General features: G+C 63.4%; 9 protein-coding genes. 3 read left to right on the top strand and 6 right to left on the bottom strand.

Annotated elements, in window-relative coordinates; all coding sequences use genetic code 11:
• Positions 1-70: 70 nt before the first annotated feature.
• The gene (locus ASG25_RS18660) at positions 71-601 is read right to left on the bottom strand and encodes a DUF4142 domain-containing protein (RefSeq protein ID WP_062477606.1); all 531 of its coding nucleotides are present in this window, start codon (positions 599-601) and stop codon (positions 71-73) included.
• Between the two features lie 252 nt (positions 602-853).
• On the opposite strand from ASG25_RS18660, the gene ASG25_RS18655 reads away from it, so the two are divergent.
• Positions 854-3,922: a PAS domain-containing protein gene (locus ASG25_RS18655; protein WP_062478087.1), complete on the top strand. Its 3,069-nt coding sequence runs from the start codon at positions 854-856 to the stop codon at positions 3,920-3,922.
• 51 nt (positions 3,923-3,973) lie between these two features.
• On the opposite strand, the gene ASG25_RS22885 is transcribed toward ASG25_RS18655, so the two are convergent.
• Positions 3,974-4,129 (bottom strand): hypothetical protein, encoded by a 156-nt coding sequence (locus ASG25_RS22885; protein ID WP_156379805.1) that lies wholly within the window; start codon positions 4,127-4,129, stop codon positions 3,974-3,976.
• Between the two features lie 448 nt (positions 4,130-4,577).
• Between ASG25_RS22885 and ASG25_RS18650 the strand changes: the two genes are divergently transcribed.
• The gene (locus ASG25_RS18650) at positions 4,578-4,787 is read left to right on the top strand and encodes a hypothetical protein (protein ID WP_156379806.1); all 210 of its coding nucleotides are present in this window, start codon (positions 4,578-4,580) and stop codon (positions 4,785-4,787) included.
• A 57-nt stretch (positions 4,788-4,844) separates the two neighbouring features.
• Here the strand turns inward: ASG25_RS18650 and pbpC are convergent, their stop codons facing one another.
• The 4 genes from pbpC to ASG25_RS18630 form a co-directional block, all read right to left on the bottom strand.
• Entirely contained in the window at positions 4,845-6,923 is a 2,079-nt protein-coding gene (pbpC, locus tag ASG25_RS18645; RefSeq protein WP_062477600.1) for a penicillin-binding protein 1C, read from the bottom strand.
• A gap of 50 nt (positions 6,924-6,973) precedes the next feature.
• Positions 6,974-12,415 carry an alpha-2-macroglobulin family protein gene (locus ASG25_RS18640; RefSeq protein ID WP_062477597.1) on the bottom strand — a complete coding sequence of 1,814 codons (5,442 nt, stop codon included), beginning with the start codon at positions 12,413-12,415 and terminating at the stop codon, positions 6,974-6,976.
• Between the two features lie 176 nt (positions 12,416-12,591).
• The gene (locus ASG25_RS18635) at positions 12,592-13,989 is read right to left on the bottom strand and encodes an FAD/NAD(P)-binding protein (RefSeq protein WP_062477594.1); all 1,398 of its coding nucleotides are present in this window, start codon (positions 13,987-13,989) and stop codon (positions 12,592-12,594) included.
• Between the two features lie 268 nt (positions 13,990-14,257).
• Positions 14,258-14,650 (bottom strand): hypothetical protein, encoded by a 393-nt coding sequence (locus tag ASG25_RS18630; RefSeq protein WP_062477591.1) that lies wholly within the window; start codon positions 14,648-14,650, stop codon positions 14,258-14,260.
• A 439-nt stretch (positions 14,651-15,089) separates the two neighbouring features.
• On the opposite strand from ASG25_RS18630, the gene ASG25_RS18625 reads away from it, so the two are divergent.
• Entirely contained in the window at positions 15,090-17,636 is a 2,547-nt protein-coding gene (locus ASG25_RS18625) for a DNA translocase FtsK (protein ID WP_062478084.1), read from the top strand.
• Positions 17,637-17,733 lie beyond the last annotated feature (97 nt).

Raw genomic sequence — 17,733 nt, 5'->3', positions numbered from 1 at the left:
CGTCGACACTGCCTTTCCAGTTGGCCGATTTCAGGTACGTGAATGAAATGCCCTGGCGAGCGGGGCGCCGTTACTCGGCGTCGAGTTTCTGAGCCATCTCGTAGTGGTGCTGGAGAGCCGGCAGCGTCTTTGCAGCCCAGGCCTTCAGTTCCGCGGTCTCCCCTTCCTCACCATAGCGCTTGAAGAGGTCGACAGCGTTTTCATGGGCAGTAACCTGCTGGTCGTGATATTCTTCGCTGAAGTCCTCGCCCTTGAGCTCCTTCAGATCATCGAGCATGCCCTGTTGCGCAGACGACATCTTCTTTGCCGGCGGGCTGAGCTTGAGGTCGCCAACCATCTTTGTCAGCTCGCTGGTCGTCTTTTCGTGATCAGCGATCATCTGCTGCGCGAAAGCCTTGGTGGCCTCGTCACCACGCTCGACGGCAAGCTTGCTGGACTCGATCTCGAACATGTCGCTGGCAGCAGCTTCCTGCACGAAGTCCTGCGTTTTCGGCGCAATCCCGGCCACGCTGTTGATGCCGGATTTCTCGGCGGCCGACTGGGCATGGGCGACGGTCGCGAGAAGAAGGGATGCCGTTACGGCAGCAAGAATTCGTTTCATGGGCTTATCTCCTTTGAATGGATGCCATGTCGAACTACCGTTTGCGATCTGGGTTCCGTCGAGCAGCAGAAAGGCCCTCCATCAGAGGGAACCCTGCCTTCGACAAAGGAGCCTCACGAACGCTCCCCCAGGATCTAAAGCTCTGAGCTTTCGCAGGATTTTTTGCCGCGAATCGATTCCGATTTTCCGGAGAATGCAGTACTAGTCATGCTGTCCCGATCCATCACGCACATCCGGCGAGATACGAACATCATGAGCATTGGTTCCAGCGAGGCGACCTGGCCCTTCGGCGGCGGCGAGCTTGGCCAGCGCATCCGGAATTTCGACTGGGCCGCGACGTCCCTCGGACCCATCGACATCTGGCCTGCCAATCTGCGAATCAAGGTCAGCTCGTTGATCAATTCGCCGATCCCGCAGGTCCTGATGTGGGGCCCGGATCACGTGATGATCTACAACGACGGGTACCGCGAAATCGCAGGCGGAAATCACCCCAAAGCGCTCGGCAGCACTGTGCTGGAGATCTGGCCGGAGATCTGGGATTGGAACAGCCGGATCCTGCAATGCGGCTTTGAGGGTCAGGTCCAGAGCTATCGAGACCAGCCTCTGGTGCTGCATCGCAACGGTCGGCCTGAAGAGATCGTTTTCGACCTGTTCTATACGCCGATCTACAACGAGCAGGGCGGCGTTGATGGCGTGCTTTGCACGGTGCTTGAGAACACTGATCGCGTGCGGGCCGTGCGGGCGCTAGCCGAAAGCCAGGCCGAGCTCAGCCGCATCAGCGATGCGCTTCCCATTCTCGTCGGGTTTCTGGACGTCGACCACATCTACCGGTTCGCCAACAAGGGCTATCTGGAATGGTTCGGCCATCCCGCCAGTGCTGTCGTCGGCCGGCACATTCGCGAGATCATCGGCGAGGAATACTATCGCAAGCGGATCGCCTATCTCGAGCGTGCCTTCGCTGGCGAGCCTGTCGTCACGGATACGGTGATCCGCAGGCCAGGCGGCGACGACCGCACCGCCGAGGTGCGATACATGCCGCGGCTGACGGATGGCGGCACGGTCGATGGCATCTACATCCTGCTGATCGATATCGAAGACCGCAAGCGGGCGGAGCGGGAGCTGATGGTCAGCAACAACCGGTTCCGCGCCGCGGTGCGCGCCGTTCACGGCGTGCTGTGGACCAACAGCGCCGATGGCAGAATGATCGGGCCGCAGCCAGGCTGGGCCGAACTCACCGGTCAGCCCTACGAGGCCTACCAGGGCTACGGCTGGGCAGATGCTGTTCACCCCGACGATCGACAGGCGACCGTCGAAGCGTGGAACGATGCGGTCGCCGACCGGCACACCTTCATCTGGGAGCATCGGGTCCGCCGGCATGACGGCGTCTGGCGGATGTTTGCCATTCGCGGCGTTCCCATCTTCGATGATCAGGGAGAGATCGCCGAATGGGTCGGCGTCCACACCGATATTAGCGACCAGCGGCAGGCGGAAGACGAGCTGCGCCGCCATGCGGTGCATCTCGAGCGGCAGGTTCGCCACCGTCAGCGTGCCGAAGAGCAGTTGCGTCTGCTCAACGAAACGCTGGAAGCCCGCGTCAGCGAGGAGATCGCGACACGGCGGCAGGCCGAGCGGGCCCTGCAGCAGGCGCAGAAGATGGAAACCATCGGCAAGCTGACCGGCGGCGTCGCCCATGATTTCAACAATCTGCTGCAGGTCGTCTCCGGCAATCTGCAACTCCTGTCCAAAGACGTGGCCGGCAACGAGCGCGCCGAACGGCGGGTCGCCAATGCTCTGGCCGGTGTCAGCCGTGGCGCAAAGCTCGCAAGCCAGCTTCTCGCCTTCGGTCGCCGGCAGGCCCTGGAGCCCAAGGTCATCAACGTCGGCCGCTTCATGTCAGGCATGGACGACCTGCTGCGGCGCTCGATCGGCGAGGCCATCGAACTCGAAACCATCGTCGCTGGCGGGTTGTGGAACACCTTCGTCGATCCGGTGCATGTCGAGAACGCGGTTCTGAACCTCGCCATCAATGCGCGCGATGCCATGGAGGGCAACGGCAAGCTGACGATCGAGGTCGGCAACGCCTATCTCGACGACGACTACGTTCGCAACCATGCCGACGTCGAGGCGGGCCAGTACGTGGTTCTCTCCGTCAGCGACACCGGGTCGGGCATCTCGCCGGAGGTTCTGGAGCAGGTTTTCGAGCCGTTCTTTTCCACGAAGGCAGAGGGCAAGGGCAGCGGGCTCGGCCTTTCGATGGTCTATGGTTTCGTCAAGCAGTCCGGTGGCCATGTCAAGATCTATAGCGAGGTCGGCCACGGCACGACGGTCAAGCTCTATTTGCCCCGCGCCACGGCGGGCGAAGACCGCGAGGTCGTGATCCAGGCCGGCCCCATTGTCGGCGGCACGGAAATGATCCTTGTCGTGGAGGATGACGACGAGGTGCGCAATACGGTCGTCGAGATGCTGAGCGATCTCGGCTACAGCGTGCTGAAAGCGACCAATGCCCAGAACGCCCTGAGCGTCGTGGAAAGCGGCATCGCCATCGATCTCCTGTTCACGGATGTCGTCATGCCTGGCCCGCTGAAAAGCGTCGAAATGGCGCGCAAGGCCAAGGAGCGGCTGCCGGATATCGCCGTGCTCTTCACCTCGGGCTACACCGAGAACTCGATCGTTCACGGCGGCCGGCTCGATGCGGGCGTCGAGCTTCTGTCCAAGCCCTACACCCGCGAGGCGCTTGCACGGAAAATCCGGCACGTCATTGCCAACCAGAAGCAGCGTTCCGCTCTGAACCCGCGAGGGTCTGGTCCATCGGCATCCGGTCTCAAGGCCTTGGGCCACGAACCCGCCAAACCGGGGACATCCAGTTCCACCATACCGGATTCCGCTGCGATGACGCCCGATGTCTCCGTGACATCCAATCCCGGTGAGGTAGCCCTCGTGATACGGGCGCCCGGCCCGGCCCTGCTGACGGTCCTCGTCGTCGAGGACGATCCGTTGATCCGCGCCAACACCGTCGAACTCGTTGAGGATTTCGGCCATGCCGTGCTCGAGGCCGGCAGTGCGCGGGAAGCAAGGGAAAGGCTGGCCGAAGCCGCGGTCGATGTTCTCGTGACGGATCTTGGCCTTCCCGATGCCTCGGGAGCGGATCTTGCTGTCGACGCGCTGGCGACAAACCCGGCACTCGGCATCGTTTTTGCCACCGGCAACGATCGTGCGCCTGAGCAAGCGCCGCCAGAAGCAGTGCTGCTGCGAAAGCCCTATGATGCCGATGGTCTGGAAGCAGCCATCAAGGCAGCTGTGCGCAGAGCCAGCACACCCTGACCTGCAGCGTCTTGCTTCCGAAGGCATAACCTCGAAACGCCCGGGCGGAAATCACGCCTCGGCGGCGACAACGCTCCACAGAAGCTCTTCCGTATTGAGACCGTCGCTGAACAGCGCAACGAGATAGGCTGCCTCGATCTCGGCCTTCGGGCCGGTATGAGGGATCTGCCGATGGTCGCAGAGACGTTGGAAAACGCGAAAAAGCATATCCATCTCCGTTGGCGTAATCACAGTCCCTTCCTGGAAAACATACGAGCCTAGCATTTCATGCTCCCGGCTACACCAAAGCAGCCTCTGTTGGATGATCCCGACCGCGATGCTACCGCCGCATAGACCATCTTTTGTCACGTAACGTTTACCACAGCTATTTCAACACGTCGCGAAAGCTGCAGTATGGAGCAGGAGGCCTTTTGTACAAACACCTTTCCCTCGACGGACTGTTGCGGCCCCTTCCCCTTGATCAGCGATCAACGTTGGAGGAATTCTTTCGATCTACGCTTTCCTTTTCTGAGGAGAGCCATTGTTTTTCCGTAAATCGAACCAAATGAGGTTTTACACTTTTATCAGAACTGCCCTATTTTCACTCAAGGGTTATCCCGAACGCGAAAACTGCCTGGCCCTCACCTCGCAGCCGTTAGAGAGAAGAGACTGAACGATGCCTTGGCGTAACGAACCCATGCTTCCCGAGCATGTCGCTCTCTGTCAGCGCGTCTACGACGCTGCCCGCAAGAAGCGCAAGATCGCACCCGACAGTGATGCCAGCAATCCTGTCGCCGCCCTCGTCCTCACGCTCTATCGTCATGGCGTTCTTGATGAGGACGAACTCCTCAAGCGCGTCTTGAAGGCCCTCGACGAGAAGAACTGATGCGCCGCCGCCGACGCGAGCGGGCCTGCGGGAGCGGGTCCGGACCTGACGCGGCGATTACTGCAGAAATACCCGGACGCTCGCTGCACGCCCGGCTGCGTCAATCACGGTCAGCGTGGAATATCCGGTCCCGTCCGGCACCCACTGGTTGATGCGCCGTCGGCTGAGATCCGCCAAGGGCCGACCATTGGCGAGCCAACGAAACGGCGCGCGTCCGCCTTGAAGTTTGAGCGTGAGCGGCAACGGGACCCCTGAAACATCCTTGCCGAGATCGACGCGTGCCCCTTCAGGCGGATAGACGATCTGCGGCGCGGCCTCCCGAATATTGGCGCGAAGAAGGCCGCTTGTCGTCATGGAGAACCGCCGCTGACTGATCGGGAGGTCCTGCGCCGCAACGCGAACGGCGCCAGCCGGCGCACGCGGAAGCGGTACTCCGGCGATACCCGATTTCGCGAAGGCATCAAACAGGACAGGTGCCGCCGTGGTGTAGCCCGTCATCCCCGGCACGGCCCCATTGTCCGCCCGCCCAACCCAGACGCCGAGCACCGTTCGCCCGTCATACCCAACCGACCAGGCATCGCGATATCCGTAACTCGTCCCCGTCTTGTAGGCGATGCCACGACGCGCGCTACCGGCCGGCGGCAGCACGCCTGAGAGAATATCGGCCACCTGCCATGTGGCGACCGGATCGAGGATGGGCTCGCCAGCAATCGGTCCAGGGGCGGACTCGACCCCATCGCCAAGGCGGACCGGGTGGCCTTCATTGGCAAGTCCCGCATAGAGTTGCACCAGTTCGCGCAGCGACACGCCAAGACCGCCAAGCCCGATCGCAAGGCCCGGCGCCTCTCCCACCGGAAGCATCGGATTGATTCCGGCCCGACGCATGCGCAGCATCAGCCGGGAAGGCCCGACGGCGTCCAGCAAGCGGATGGCAGGAACGTTGAGCGATAGCTGCAGCGCCTGCCGGATGGTAACATCGCCCTGATAGGTCATGTCGAAATTGCGCGGGCGATAACCGAAGAAATCTGCCGGCCGATCCTCGATCACGGTTTCCTGCGACACCAGGCCTTCTTCAAAAGCGAGGCCATAGATGAACGGTTTGAGCGTCGATCCCGGAGAGCGCGGCACTCGGGTCATGTCGATCCAGCCTTTGCGGCTCGAATCGAGATAGTCAGAAGATCCGACCTCTGCCAGGATCTCGCCTGTCGCGGCATCCGCCATGACCATCGCAACGGAGATGCGTGGGCCCGCCCGTTCCGCGGCACCCTTCGCCACGGACTCCAGTGCCGCCTGGACAGGGGCAACAAGCGTCGTGCGCAGCGTAGAGGCGGCGGGCACCTTCCGGCGCGCGAGTTCGGCGAGATGCGGACTGAGCGTCGGCAGTGGACGGCGGCTTTCGGGCACGGGCATGAGGCTTGCGCGCTCGGCCTCACCCTCGCCGATGACGGCGGCGACCGCAGCCCGCTCCAGCACGCGGGCGCGGGCCGCTTCTGCCGCATGGGGATGCCGGTCCGGGCGGCGGCGTTCGGGCAGTTGTGGCAGGGCCACGAGCAGGGAAGACTCCGCGACCGTCAGACGGCGTGGCTCCTTTCCGAAATAGGCCAGACTTGCCGCCCGCACGCCTTCCAGATTTCCGCCATAGGGGGCGTGGGTAAGGTAGATGTCCAGAATTTGCGCCTTGGTAAGCCGACGCTCCAGTTGCCAGGCGCGGACCATCTGCCGGAGCTTTGCACCGATCGAACGGCTCTCGCGCGGCTCGATCAGACGGGCGACCTGCATGGTCAGGGTCGAGGCGCCCGAGACGATCCGCCCATGCGTCAGAAACTGTAAGGTGGCACGGGCGAGCGCGCGGACGTCGATGCCGCCATGTTCGGCGAAGCGGCGATCTTCATACGCGATGAGCATCCGGACGAATTGCGGATCGACATCCTTTGCGGTCGTTTTCAGGCGCCAGCGTCCGTCGGTTGTCGCAAAGGCGCGCAGCAGCCGGCCGTCGCGATCAACCATTTCCGCCGATGTTGCAAGCGCCGGGCCATCCAGCGGCGGCGGATAGGCATGATCCAGTGCATCGATCCCGAAAACGGCCATGACGGCAAGCGCGGCCAGCATACCGCCACCGATGAAGGTGGCGGTCATTGCCCGGACGAGCCGCCGGGGTTTCGGGAGGGAGCTAACCGAGGACCGCATCACTCGACTGCCTGAACCTCCATTCGTCCGGTCGCCGTGCGGGCGGAGAATTGCGGACGGTACATGTCCTCGACAGTGGCGGCGGGATGATCGTAGGTGCCGGGCGTGACGGCGCGCACGACATAAGCGACGGTCATGTCGTTCGAATCCCCGGCCGCATGGTCGAACGCGGCAACGAAACGGTCGCTCCAGAACTCGCTGTGGGCGGCCTGCATCTCGCCCAGCCATTCGAAATTCGACAGCTTGGCGCTATCCACCAGCGTCGGATTGTCGATCTCGAACCCGGCGGGCAGAAGGTCGGTCACGAGGATCCGTGCAGGACCGGGATTGAGGTCGGTCGCCTTGATCACAACCACATAGCGCTCGTTCTGGCGTGCCTCGCTGACATTCGCCGGCTCGCCGTCGAGCGTGTAGTAGCTGCGCTCGATGGCATAGCCATTGCCGCCGGCCGGAAGCGGAAAGGCCGGCGCTGCGACGGTCGTCACCGTCGCCGTGACCGGATCCTTGCCGCTATTGACGATGGTGACCGGACGGCCAAGGATCTCCTCGCCGGTCTTGCGGGCGGCAAAGGTGCCGGAAGACGCCACGCCGTCGATCGTCAGGGCAAGGCCCTCGTCTCCGCGAGACACGGCACGCGCGGCCAGCAGCATCCACAATTGCTCCTGTGTGCTTGTCGTCGATGTGCGATCCCAGGCTTCCGACACCTGTTTTGCAAGCGCCGGGATGATTGTCGGGACGGGACGGCTCTCGGCGGCCAGCGCCAGGACCGCGGCATCGTCGCGCAGGGCCGATCCGTAATCCGACCGGGCAAGGTCGGAAATCTTTGCATCCGTCGACATGGTCGCAGCCTGGGAAAACACGGTTTGCGCCCGGTTCGCATCCCCATACAGCGACAGCGCAGCGGCCAGGTGACCCTTCGACAGCGCAGTCGGAAACTCGCCGAGCTTCGTGTCGACGTAATAGCGGAGATCGCTGATGGCGGCCCTGCGATTGCGCGCGAGAACGTAGAGCGCATAGGCAATGCCGTTGCCCTGCTCCGTCACGTTGACATCATAGGACAGGGAGTTCTGCAGGTTGTCGAGTGCCTGGACCATGGCCCGCTCCGGCACGTCGAAGTTCTTCTCCCGGGCACGGGTCAGGAACTCGGTCACGTAGCTGTCGAGCCAGAGATCGCCGGAACCCGGCGCCCAGAGCCCGAAACTGCCGGACGACGACTGATAGGAAAGAACGCGGTGGATCGCATCCTCCACCCGCGTCCGCACGTCGCTGTCCAACGGAAGCCCGGACGGGACCGAGAGCTCGCTGAGGTAAAGGAGCGGCAAGGCGCGGCTGGTGGTCTGCTCCGCACAGCCATAGGGATAGCGGTCAAGCACCATGAGAAGTGCCGGGATGTCGAACGCCGCAGCCCGGCTGACGCTGAGGCTGACGGATGCCCCGCGCAACTGGCTTTCCGCCAGAAGACCCTCGTCCACCACAAGGCTCCCTCCCGGCTTCAGCTCGACCGGAAAACGGGTGGTGACGGGAAGGGAAGCGGGCCGGACGGGAATGGCCAGGGTCTGCTCGAGAGCCTGTCCACTGGCATCGACGATCTTGATGGTCAGTGTGCCGTCACCTGGCTGGATGCCTTTCAGCGGCAATGTCACATCGACCTTCGCGCCCGCCGGAATGGCGAAGCGCTGGGCGAGGGATGCCGTATCCACGGACACGGAGGGATCGGACTCGATCGTGATCGAAAGATCGCCGGCCGGCGCGTCGGTGTTGGCGATATCGAGACGCAACTCCGCGCTATCGCCAGGCGCGAGGAATTTCGGCAGGCTGGCAGCGACGACGACCGGATCGCGAATGACGACGTCTGCCGTCGCGTGGCCGACGCCGGTCTTCGTCCAAGCCACGGCCATGACGCGCGCGGTCCCGTTGAACTGCGGAATATCGAAGCCGATGATGGCCTTGCCCTCGGCATCGAGCTTGACTGGGCCGGAGAAGAAGGCGACCAGCTTCTCGGTCGGCGGACTGCCCTGCAGTGCCATGGCGCCGCCATCGCCACCCGTCCGCAACCGTCCGGTCGCGCCGAGCGAGCCGTCGATCAGGCGGCCATAGAGATCGCGGATTTCAAGGCCGAGCCGGCGCTGGCCGAAGTACCAGCCGTCGGGATCCGGCGCCTGATAGCGCGTGAGGTTGAGTATACCGACATCGACGGCAGCCAATGTGACGTAAGCGTCCTCGCCGACACCGGCGCCCGCGACGCTGACCGGAATGTTGAGCGTCTGGCGGGGAAGCGTCTTTTCCGGCAGCGTCAGGGAAACATCGAGCCTGCGCTCGGCCGGATCCACCGTCAGCCACTTGACCCCGATCGCGCGCATCGGCATGCGGCTGTCCTGCGCGTCTCCCGGGCGATAGAGCGTCGCGGTCACGTAAGCGCCCGCGCCGAAATCGGCCGTGACCGGCAAGGCGATCTTGTCTCCGGTCGCGGGGATCGAGACCGTCTTGGTTGCGATCAGCGTCTCCGAGCCCACGGTTATCAGGAGCTCGCCTGCAAATCGCGGCGAGACGTTAAGGGTCGCCGTTTCCCCCACCTTATAGCTGTCCTTGTCGAGCGCGATCTCCAGGCCGTCAGGCGTTTCGGTCGAGGTCGCTGCGACATAGAAGCCGGCATCGAACTCGACGCTGGAAACGGGATCGCCACCGGGAGCTGCCACCTCCAGCCGGTAGCGTCCCCAGGTCACGGGAACACTGAGTGTGCCGCCCTCAAGACCGGCATCCAGCGTGCCGTTCGACAGCAGCTTCGTCGAAAGGATGGGTTCGTACCGCCACGCCGTCCCCTCTCGATACCACTGATACTGCCGCTCGACGCTCATGAGCTTCCAGCTCAGGCCCTTCATCGCCTTGCGCGCGCCATCCGGCCCGATACCGATCACCTGAAACGTGCCGGTCGAATTCTCGGTCAGCGCGCCATTGAAATTCGGCTTGATGCCGATCCTGTCGGTTTCGGCCCGCACCGGAAGCTCCAGCGTCCGCTCGACGGCCCGCCCGCCGGCCTCCTGAAGCCGCACCGCGATCGTGGCGTTGACGAGCTGGGTCGTGGCAGGAAGCTCGGAGAGATCGACATCGAAACGCGCCTTTCCGTCCGCATCGAGCGGCGGCAGCAGGTCGAGCGTCTGTCGGCTGTCCTCGGTGTTTTCCTCGTCGGCAAGGCCAAAGACATAGCCCGGATAATCGGCGCTCTCATGCGTGGGCTTTAAAAGCACGTCGCCTTCCAGCTCAAGGCCTGCGGCAGGCGCGCCGTAGAGATAGCGACCATCGACGGTTACCGGCACCGGCGTGCCGGGTGTCATCGCTTGTGCAGCGCTCTTCAGGTCGAATTCGATGCGGTCCGGCACGAAGTCGTCGACCTGGAACGGCTTCACGCTGATGGCTTTGCCCTTCGGGTCCGTGAACACCTGGACGGTCCACGTGCCGCGCATGGCGTTCGGCTGCAGCACCATGTCGAGCGCATAGCCGCCGAGCTTGCTGTCTCCAGACACGATCCGCCGGTCCTCCACGCCGTCAGGGCGCAGGAACACGAAGGTCAGCGGCAGGTCGGTGACGGCTGTAGCCGTCGGGTCGCGCGCAAGCGCTGAGACATGAACCGTCTCGCCTGCCCGATAGATGCCGCGTTCGGTCCAGGTAAGCACATCCACGGCCCCCGGCGCAGGACGCCCGGTAACGCCGCGGTCCGACAGATCGAAGCCGGCACGCGTCATGTCGAGAAACACATAGTCGTCCGAACCGGCCCGGGCAGAAATCACGGCCGGCAGGGCGGCATCGGCACCGCGCAGCAGACCGGCATCGAACACGGCACGGCCATCGGCATCGCTGGTCGCCGTGCCGAGCACTTCGTTGTTTTTGGCAACAAGCTCGAGCACGATGCCCGGCAGGGGCCTTGCGGAGGAAAGAGAACGAGCGAAGACGCTGAGGCCATCGGTGCCAGCGAAAGTGGACAGGCCGATATCGGAAACCACGAACCATTGCGTGGCCTGGCTATCCCATTCGTTGGACGCGCCGGTGGCCGAGACGGCCGTCAGCACATACACGCCCGGCTTGCGCTTCGACAGCGCCTCATCCACCGGGAAACTCGTCACGACCTCCTTGTTGAGGTCGGTCTGGAGGTCGATCGTGCCCTGCCAGACCAGTTCGCCGCTCTCGTTCTGGATACGGTCGGCGCTGTAGCCGTCAAGCTGGGTCAGAAACTGCGAGTTCGTCAGCAGTTGGGCGATGTTGCGATCGCCGACGCGGTAGAGCTTGAGGTTGGCGCTCGTGGTGTTCACAGACACAAGGGGAATGCCGCGGCGCGCCGTCATCGGCAGAACGAAGCTGTCTCCCGTAAAACGGACCATGGCCGGGCGGTCGGGAACGTAGAGATCAAGATCGACGACCGCCTCAAGCGGCTCCTCGACGGAGGACGGCAGGCCGGGGCGCAGCGAAAGCTTATAGCGCTGCCCATGCGACAGGCCTTCGACGCAGATCTGACTGTCCTTCGCCTCGACGGCCTGCGGCGCGGCTTTGTCCAGCGTCAGGAACGGCGTGTAATCGACGCCCGGCTGCAGTGGCTCGGAAAACTGCACGCACGCGCGGGGCGAGGCGGCCTCCGCCTCCACGGTGTTGCCGATCACGCGAAAGCCGTTCTTGCTGCGCAGGTCGGCAAATGCTGCCCGTACGGTCGGATTCTCGACCAGGGCGAGGCTCGCCTTGTAGGCCTCGAGCGCCGGACGAAAGCTTTCGGTAGCGGCGAGCGCCTGCCCGAGCATTGCCAGAGCCTCGGCGCGGTCGGTTGCGGTTCGTGAAAGCTCGTAGCCGTTGATGGCAGCGAGTGCGGACTGGTTGGCGACAGCCGCATTGCCGGTGATGAGATTGGCCGTGCGGGCGGCCTGCGTCCACAGACGCCCATCATCAGAATCGATGGCAAGTGCGGCCATCAGACTCTGAAGCGATGCTTCGATGGCGCCATCCTGACGTTCCCGGGCAGCCTGGGCGATAAGCGCTGCTCGACCGGATTCAGCGCGATCCTCCGGGACGGTAAGAGCGCGTTTGGCGTCTCGCGCCTGGGTAACCAGATCCTCCGAGAGGAAGGGCAGCGCAAGCGCCGCGCCGATATCCGGGCCAGCCGTCCCGGCATCCACAATCCGGCCGGCGATAGCACCAGGAAAGGCGTTGATCGTGTGGAAATCCGACTTGAGAAAACACCACTTCACCTTGGGATTATAGGTAAAGGCTCGGCAGTTGCGGTCTGCGATGCAGACCTTTTCGCAGGCGGACAGCGAGAGGTTCTGCTCCGTGCGCAGGTCGAAACCGAAATAATCCTGGTCCTGCGTCGTGACGATCGTTCGCCCGCCGGCGGCTTGCGCCGCGATGGCCGAAGCGATCAGCATCAGAAGACCGACGGCAAACCGAAGTGTCGCGCGCATACCGAGTTCCCCCCTCAAGGCCCGGCCTGCTCACGGCGGTCGGTTCCGCTGCCACTTTCTGTCCGCCCCCCGTCATTGTCAATGCGAACGCACCCTGCCGGCGAAGCCGCCGCATGCAGAACGGAACGCGTGGACGCGACATGCACGCCGAGCCATCCGCCGACCAGGCCGTCGCGTCAGCCGGCCTGTCGCTGCGGGCGGGCGCGAAGGTCGATGAGAGCGGCGGCGGCATAGGCCTGGGCAACGATTTCCGGCACCAGATCGATATCCGGCAGGGAGCCCAAGCCCAGTGGCCCGATGGCGAAGAGACCAAGCCCGCGGCCACGTCCATCCAGAAGTTCACCGGCCGAATTGACCGAGAGACCGAGCTGGAGCTCGTCCGTCACGGCGAGCTGGTTGCGAAGCGCGGCTGCGATCACAGGCACGTCGAGATCGGCCGACAGGCAACGGCAATCGATGATTCGATCCGCCGCAAACAGACTTTCGCCCTGCTCGCCGGACCAGCGGACGACAAGGCCCTTGCTTGAGCGACGCAGCGCCGTGCCGCGTCTGAGATCCGTCAGGCCGGCGCCTAGCTCGCGCTCCAGTCGCGCATGGACATCCGCCGGCAGACGGTTGCGATGAGCGTCGTAGATCGAGCGAAGATGGCGGTTGAACTGCCGCTTCTCGCTGGGCGGGAGCGACGACCAGAGCGAGCTTGCACGCTTGCGCAACCCGTTCATGGCCGCCTGCCAGCTCCAGCCATTTTCCTCAGCCTCCGCACAGGCCTCCCGCACGAATCGCAGAATGTGGCGCAGCTGAGACGGCATCGGCTGGGTCGGAAAGACCGAGTCAGCGGCAAGCCGCGTGTGCGGCTGCGGCAGGAAGCCACGGCGCGAAAGAATGGAGATCCGTCCGCCGAACCCCGCGTCGCGCAGTTGCAGAACCTGATCCACGGCGCGAAGACCGCTGCCCATGACGATGACATGCTTTTCGGCGCTGTCCGGCGTGGTGATGTCCCGGTTCACCGCCCGCGCCACGTCGCCCGCGTCAGCCTTGAGCCCGTACCCCGTTGCAAGGATTACCTCATCAAACACCATGGCGCCGCCATCGGCAAAACCAAGGCGCACACCCCCGTGCTCGAGACGACGAATATCGTCGGCAACATCATGCGACATCTGAACCGTGACGTCGCGCCGCTGGGCGAGCGCCTCGGAGAAGCGCTGGTAGACGTAGTCGCTGAAGATCGACTTCGGAACGAAAATCTGCCCGAAACCGGGGATGGCAGCCGATACGGCATCGCGGAACTCGCTGCTCGCCTGAAGCCACCGCGTGAAATCCTTCGGTTCCCCGGTCGCCACAGAGAGATCCCGCGCACGGCTGTTCAGGATCTCGGTCGAGCGCGCGCCGGCCAGAGCCTGTCCGCCGCTGATGGTGGGAGCCGGATCGAAAAGTCGAAGCCGGAACGGTTGGGTGACCGTCTTGAGGAGAGCGATCGCCATCATGATTCCGGAGAAGCCGCGCCCCACCACCGCGATCTCGCGCGGCTCGCCGGGGATGCGTCGGCTGGACGTGGGAAAGCCCTGAACCGTCATATCATTCCTCCCTTGCTGCCACCTCTGGCAGGTCTCGGATGGTTGAACCTGATGCCCTCGCCCCGATCGTCCCTGGGACGTCAATGGCGCATGCGTTCACATATGCGGTCTCTGTCGTCGACAGATTACACCATGGGTCTTGGCCGCTATCAAGCGGTTTCAGCCTTCGTTGACGACGGCGATCGCCAAGGTCTGAGCTTGGCGAACAGAACACGAGCGCGACCTGCCAATGAAAAAGGGGCCGCTCTCGCAGCCCCTGATCTGTCTGTCAGCGCACGGCGCGATGCGCCTGCTGTCGCTCCATCCGTCGAAGAAACGCATTGATGTCGGCCCGACCGCTCCGCACCTGGCGCTTGCGGACCATGACGCCCATGATTCGGGCTGCCGTCGAAACCGTCATGTCGTCGAGCGGACTTTCGCTCGACCATGGCTTGGTCAGCTGCGACGTTACGACTTCCCGGACGGACGTCGGCAGAATGTCGGTGCAATCCCGCATATGGTCGAAGACCAGCGCGATCGGCAGGAGTGCACCCTGATGGTAGATGGTCGGCGCATCGGCGCCCCCATCCCAGTCCTCGTAGGCGTCGATTGCCTCGCGGAACAGCTGATGCAGGTTGATCGGAGCATGCCCCTGGTGAAGTTCTGGCAGCAGTGTCTTCATCTGCGTCTCCTCACTTTGCTTCGACGCGGGCGGGTCGCGCCTGCACATTTCCGCCAGATGTATTAATGACCTGCTTTCCCCTCCGGTTCCAGCCTTTGGAGAAATTTTTTTGCGCACTTTTGTGCAAAGCCAATCATCATTTCAATGATTACAATAGTTTAAGACGGGCACAACGCACTTCTGCCCTTGTCGGACGTGTGGCGTGGAAAGGGCTGATTAACCTTTATTTTCTATTGAATAGAGGTGCCCATCGGCCCTCATGTTCCCGAGTTTGCAGGTTCCTATGCGTCTATCCAGAACAAATCTTCCCCACGGTATCGACAGTACGAAAGCCGAAGATGCGCCGCAGCGCATCGAGCCGGTCAAGCGTATCTACGGCACGCCGGAGACACTCGGCGGCGCTTTCCTGTCGGGTAACGATGCGGAGAACGCCGACGAGATGGCAGCCGGCGAGATCGAAGGACGGGCGCCGATCTGGCAGAGCAACTTCGTGATCGGCCCCAACGTCCGCTTTACCCGAACACCGGACAGCGCCTACCCCAAACGTAGCCCGAAATCGCCACCCATGCTTGAAATGGTTCAGATCAGCGAGCAGCCGAACGAGCCGCTGGCCGCCTTGACCTCGGACATGATCGAAGCCGACGCTTCATTGGAACGACCTGAAATGACACAGACTTTCGATATCCCCACCGATTTCGCAACGGCGCGCGGCGCGCTCGCCTTGGCGCTGAAACTGCGCCGCGAATTTTCCCAGCCGGAAAGCTGGCCACAGGCACAGATCGAAGCACCACGTGCCGACGCGTTGCAGGATCCGCTCGAGGTGGAAGAGGAACCTGTCGTGACACCGGTTATCGACGACGCCGCTATCAAGATGGAAACGGCCCCATCCGTTGCGCCTCGGGCCTTCAGCTTTGCCATCAACGACGCGATCTTCTTCGAGACCCTGCTCTCGAACCCCGATTTCGATCCGTCGCTTTCTCTTGTTCCGGCGCCGGCTATCCGCGATATCCCGGCCGTCGAGCCAACGCTCATGCCGACGGCGCATCCAGTATTATCAGAAAAGGCCATGGCCTCGACGGCTCCCGCAAACGCGACCGTTGCGTTTCGTGCAAGCCCCGAATCCGTTACGGCCCTCTATCGCGTGATCGAGGTCGGTGCGACCAAATCCGCGGTGTTGCCGGTCGTTGACGAGGGCGCGGACACGGTGACCCTGGGAACCGAGCAGATGCCGCAAGCTGCTCCCGAGCCTATCCCTGCCGACATCCCCATGGCTCCCGACGCTGCGGAGACGGAAGCGCCGGCTGCCATCAAGCCGCGCATCCGCGCCGCTCAGGTTCTCGCCGGACGGCTGACCCCTTCGCTGCAACTGAGTGCCGCGGCACGCGCGATCGATCTCTCGGTGTTGCCGGAGATGGAGGGCTATCAACTCCCGCCGGTCGACCTTCTGCAGGAGCCGGTGTTCCAGCAGACCACCTCGATGAGCCAGGAAGCCCTGGAGCAAAGCGCCGGCCTGCTCGAAAGCGTGCTGGAAGACTTCGGCGTCCGCGGCGAGATCATCGATGTGCGGCCCGGCCCTGTCGTCACGCTATATGAATTCGAGCCGGCCCCGGGGGTCAAATCCTCGCGCGTCATCGGTTTGTCCGACGACATCGCCCGCTCCATGTCGGCCCTGTCGGCCCGCGTCGCGGTTGTTCCGGGCCGCAATGTCATCGGCATCGAGCTGCCCAATCCGGTGCGCGAAACGGTCTACTTCCGGGAGATGATCGAATCGCACAGCTACGAGGAAACGAAGTTCAAGTTGCCGCTCTGCCTCGGCAAGACGATCGGTGGCGAACCTGTCGTGGCGGAACTCGCCAAGATGCCGCACCTTCTCGTGGCAGGAACGACGGGCTCCGGCAAGTCTGTCGCGATCAACACCATGATCCTGTCGCTGCTCTATCGGTTGAAGCCCGAGGAATGCCGCCTGATCATGGTCGATCCGAAGATGCTGGAACTGTCGATCTATGACGGGATCCCGCACCTCCTGACCCCCGTCGTCACCGACCCGAAGAAGGCCGTCATGGCGCTGAAATGGGCCGTTCGGGAAATGGAAGATCGCTATCGCAAGATGTCGCGGCTCGGCGTGCGAAACATCGACGGCTACAACAGCCGCGCGGCCATTGCCCGGGCCAAGGGCGAGACGGTGTTCACGACGGTCCAGACAGGTTTCGATCGCGGCTCCGGCGAGCCGGTGTTCGAAGAGCAGGAACTCGACCTTGCGCCGATGCCCTACATCGTCATCATCGTCGATGAGATGGCCGACCTGATGATGGTGGCTGGCAAGGAGATCGAAGGCGCGATCCAGCGGCTCGCCCAGATGGCCCGTGCCGCCGGCATCCACCTGATCATGGCGACGCAGCGTCCCTCGGTCGATGTCATCACCGGCACGATCAAGGCCAACTTCCCGACCCGCATCTCCTTCCAGGTGACCTCGAAGATCGACAGCCGCACCATCCTTGGCGAGCAGGGTGCAGAACACCTGCTCGGACAGGGCGACATGCTGCACATGATCGGCGGGGGGCGCATCGCCCGCGTGCACGGACCGTTCGTCTCCGACGAGGAGGTCGAGAAGGTCGTCAACCATCTGAAGGCGCAGGGCCGCCCGGAATATCTCGGCACGGTGACCGAGGATGCGGACGAGGTGGAAGAGTCTCCCGAAGAAGATACGGCCGTGTTCGACAAGTCCGGCATGGCCGAGGAAGACGGCCAGGATCTCTACGACAAGGCCGTGAAGGTGGTGCTGCGCGACAAGAAGTGCTCCACGTCCTATATCCAGCGCCGCCTGCAGATCGGTTACAACCGTGCCGCCTCCCTGGTCGAGCGGATGGAGCGCGAAGGCCTCGTGGGTGCGGCCAACCATGTCGGCAAGCGGTCAATTATCGCTGGCGGACGGGATGCCATCGAGCCCGTCAGCATCGAGCCTGCCGTGATGGAGAGCGACGACTGAAAAACGAGCGCGCAACCGGGGCATGGCAACATGCCTCGGTGCTGGCATCCGGTCCCTGGCGAGGGACGCAAGCTCCACCGCCATCAGCGGAACCAAA

This window comes from Rhizobium sp. Leaf384, assembly GCF_001424065.1.
Taxonomy (GTDB): domain Bacteria; phylum Pseudomonadota; class Alphaproteobacteria; order Rhizobiales; family Rhizobiaceae; genus Ferranicluibacter.
The sequence above is the reverse complement of the archived record's forward strand: the minus strand, read 5'-3'. Positions and strand labels throughout refer to the sequence as shown.

Excerpts from the sequence above, each read along its gene's own strand:
- ASG25_RS18660 (WP_062477606.1), bottom strand. The coding sequence starts at position 601 with ATGAAACGAATTCTTGCTGCCGTAACGGCATCCCTTCTTCTCGCGACC.
- ASG25_RS18655 (WP_062478087.1), top strand. The coding sequence starts at position 854 with ATGAGCATTGGTTCCAGCGAGGCGACCTGGCCCTTCGGCGGCGGCGAG.
- ASG25_RS22885 (WP_156379805.1), bottom strand. The coding sequence starts at position 4,129 with ATGCTTTTTCGCGTTTTCCAACGTCTCTGCGACCATCGGCAGATCCCT.
- ASG25_RS18650 (WP_156379806.1), top strand. The coding sequence starts at position 4,578 with ATGCCTTGGCGTAACGAACCCATGCTTCCCGAGCATGTCGCTCTCTGT.
- pbpC (WP_062477600.1), bottom strand. The coding sequence starts at position 6,923 with ATGACCGCCACCTTCATCGGTGGCGGTATGCTGGCCGCGCTTGCCGTC.
- ASG25_RS18640 (WP_062477597.1), bottom strand. The coding sequence starts at position 12,415 with ATGCGCGCGACACTTCGGTTTGCCGTCGGTCTTCTGATGCTGATCGCT.
- ASG25_RS18635 (WP_062477594.1), bottom strand. The coding sequence starts at position 13,989 with ATGACGGTTCAGGGCTTTCCCACGTCCAGCCGACGCATCCCCGGCGAG.
- ASG25_RS18630 (WP_062477591.1), bottom strand. The coding sequence starts at position 14,650 with ATGAAGACACTGCTGCCAGAACTTCACCAGGGGCATGCTCCGATCAAC.
- ASG25_RS18625 (WP_062478084.1), top strand. The coding sequence starts at position 15,090 with ATGGCAGCCGGCGAGATCGAAGGACGGGCGCCGATCTGGCAGAGCAAC.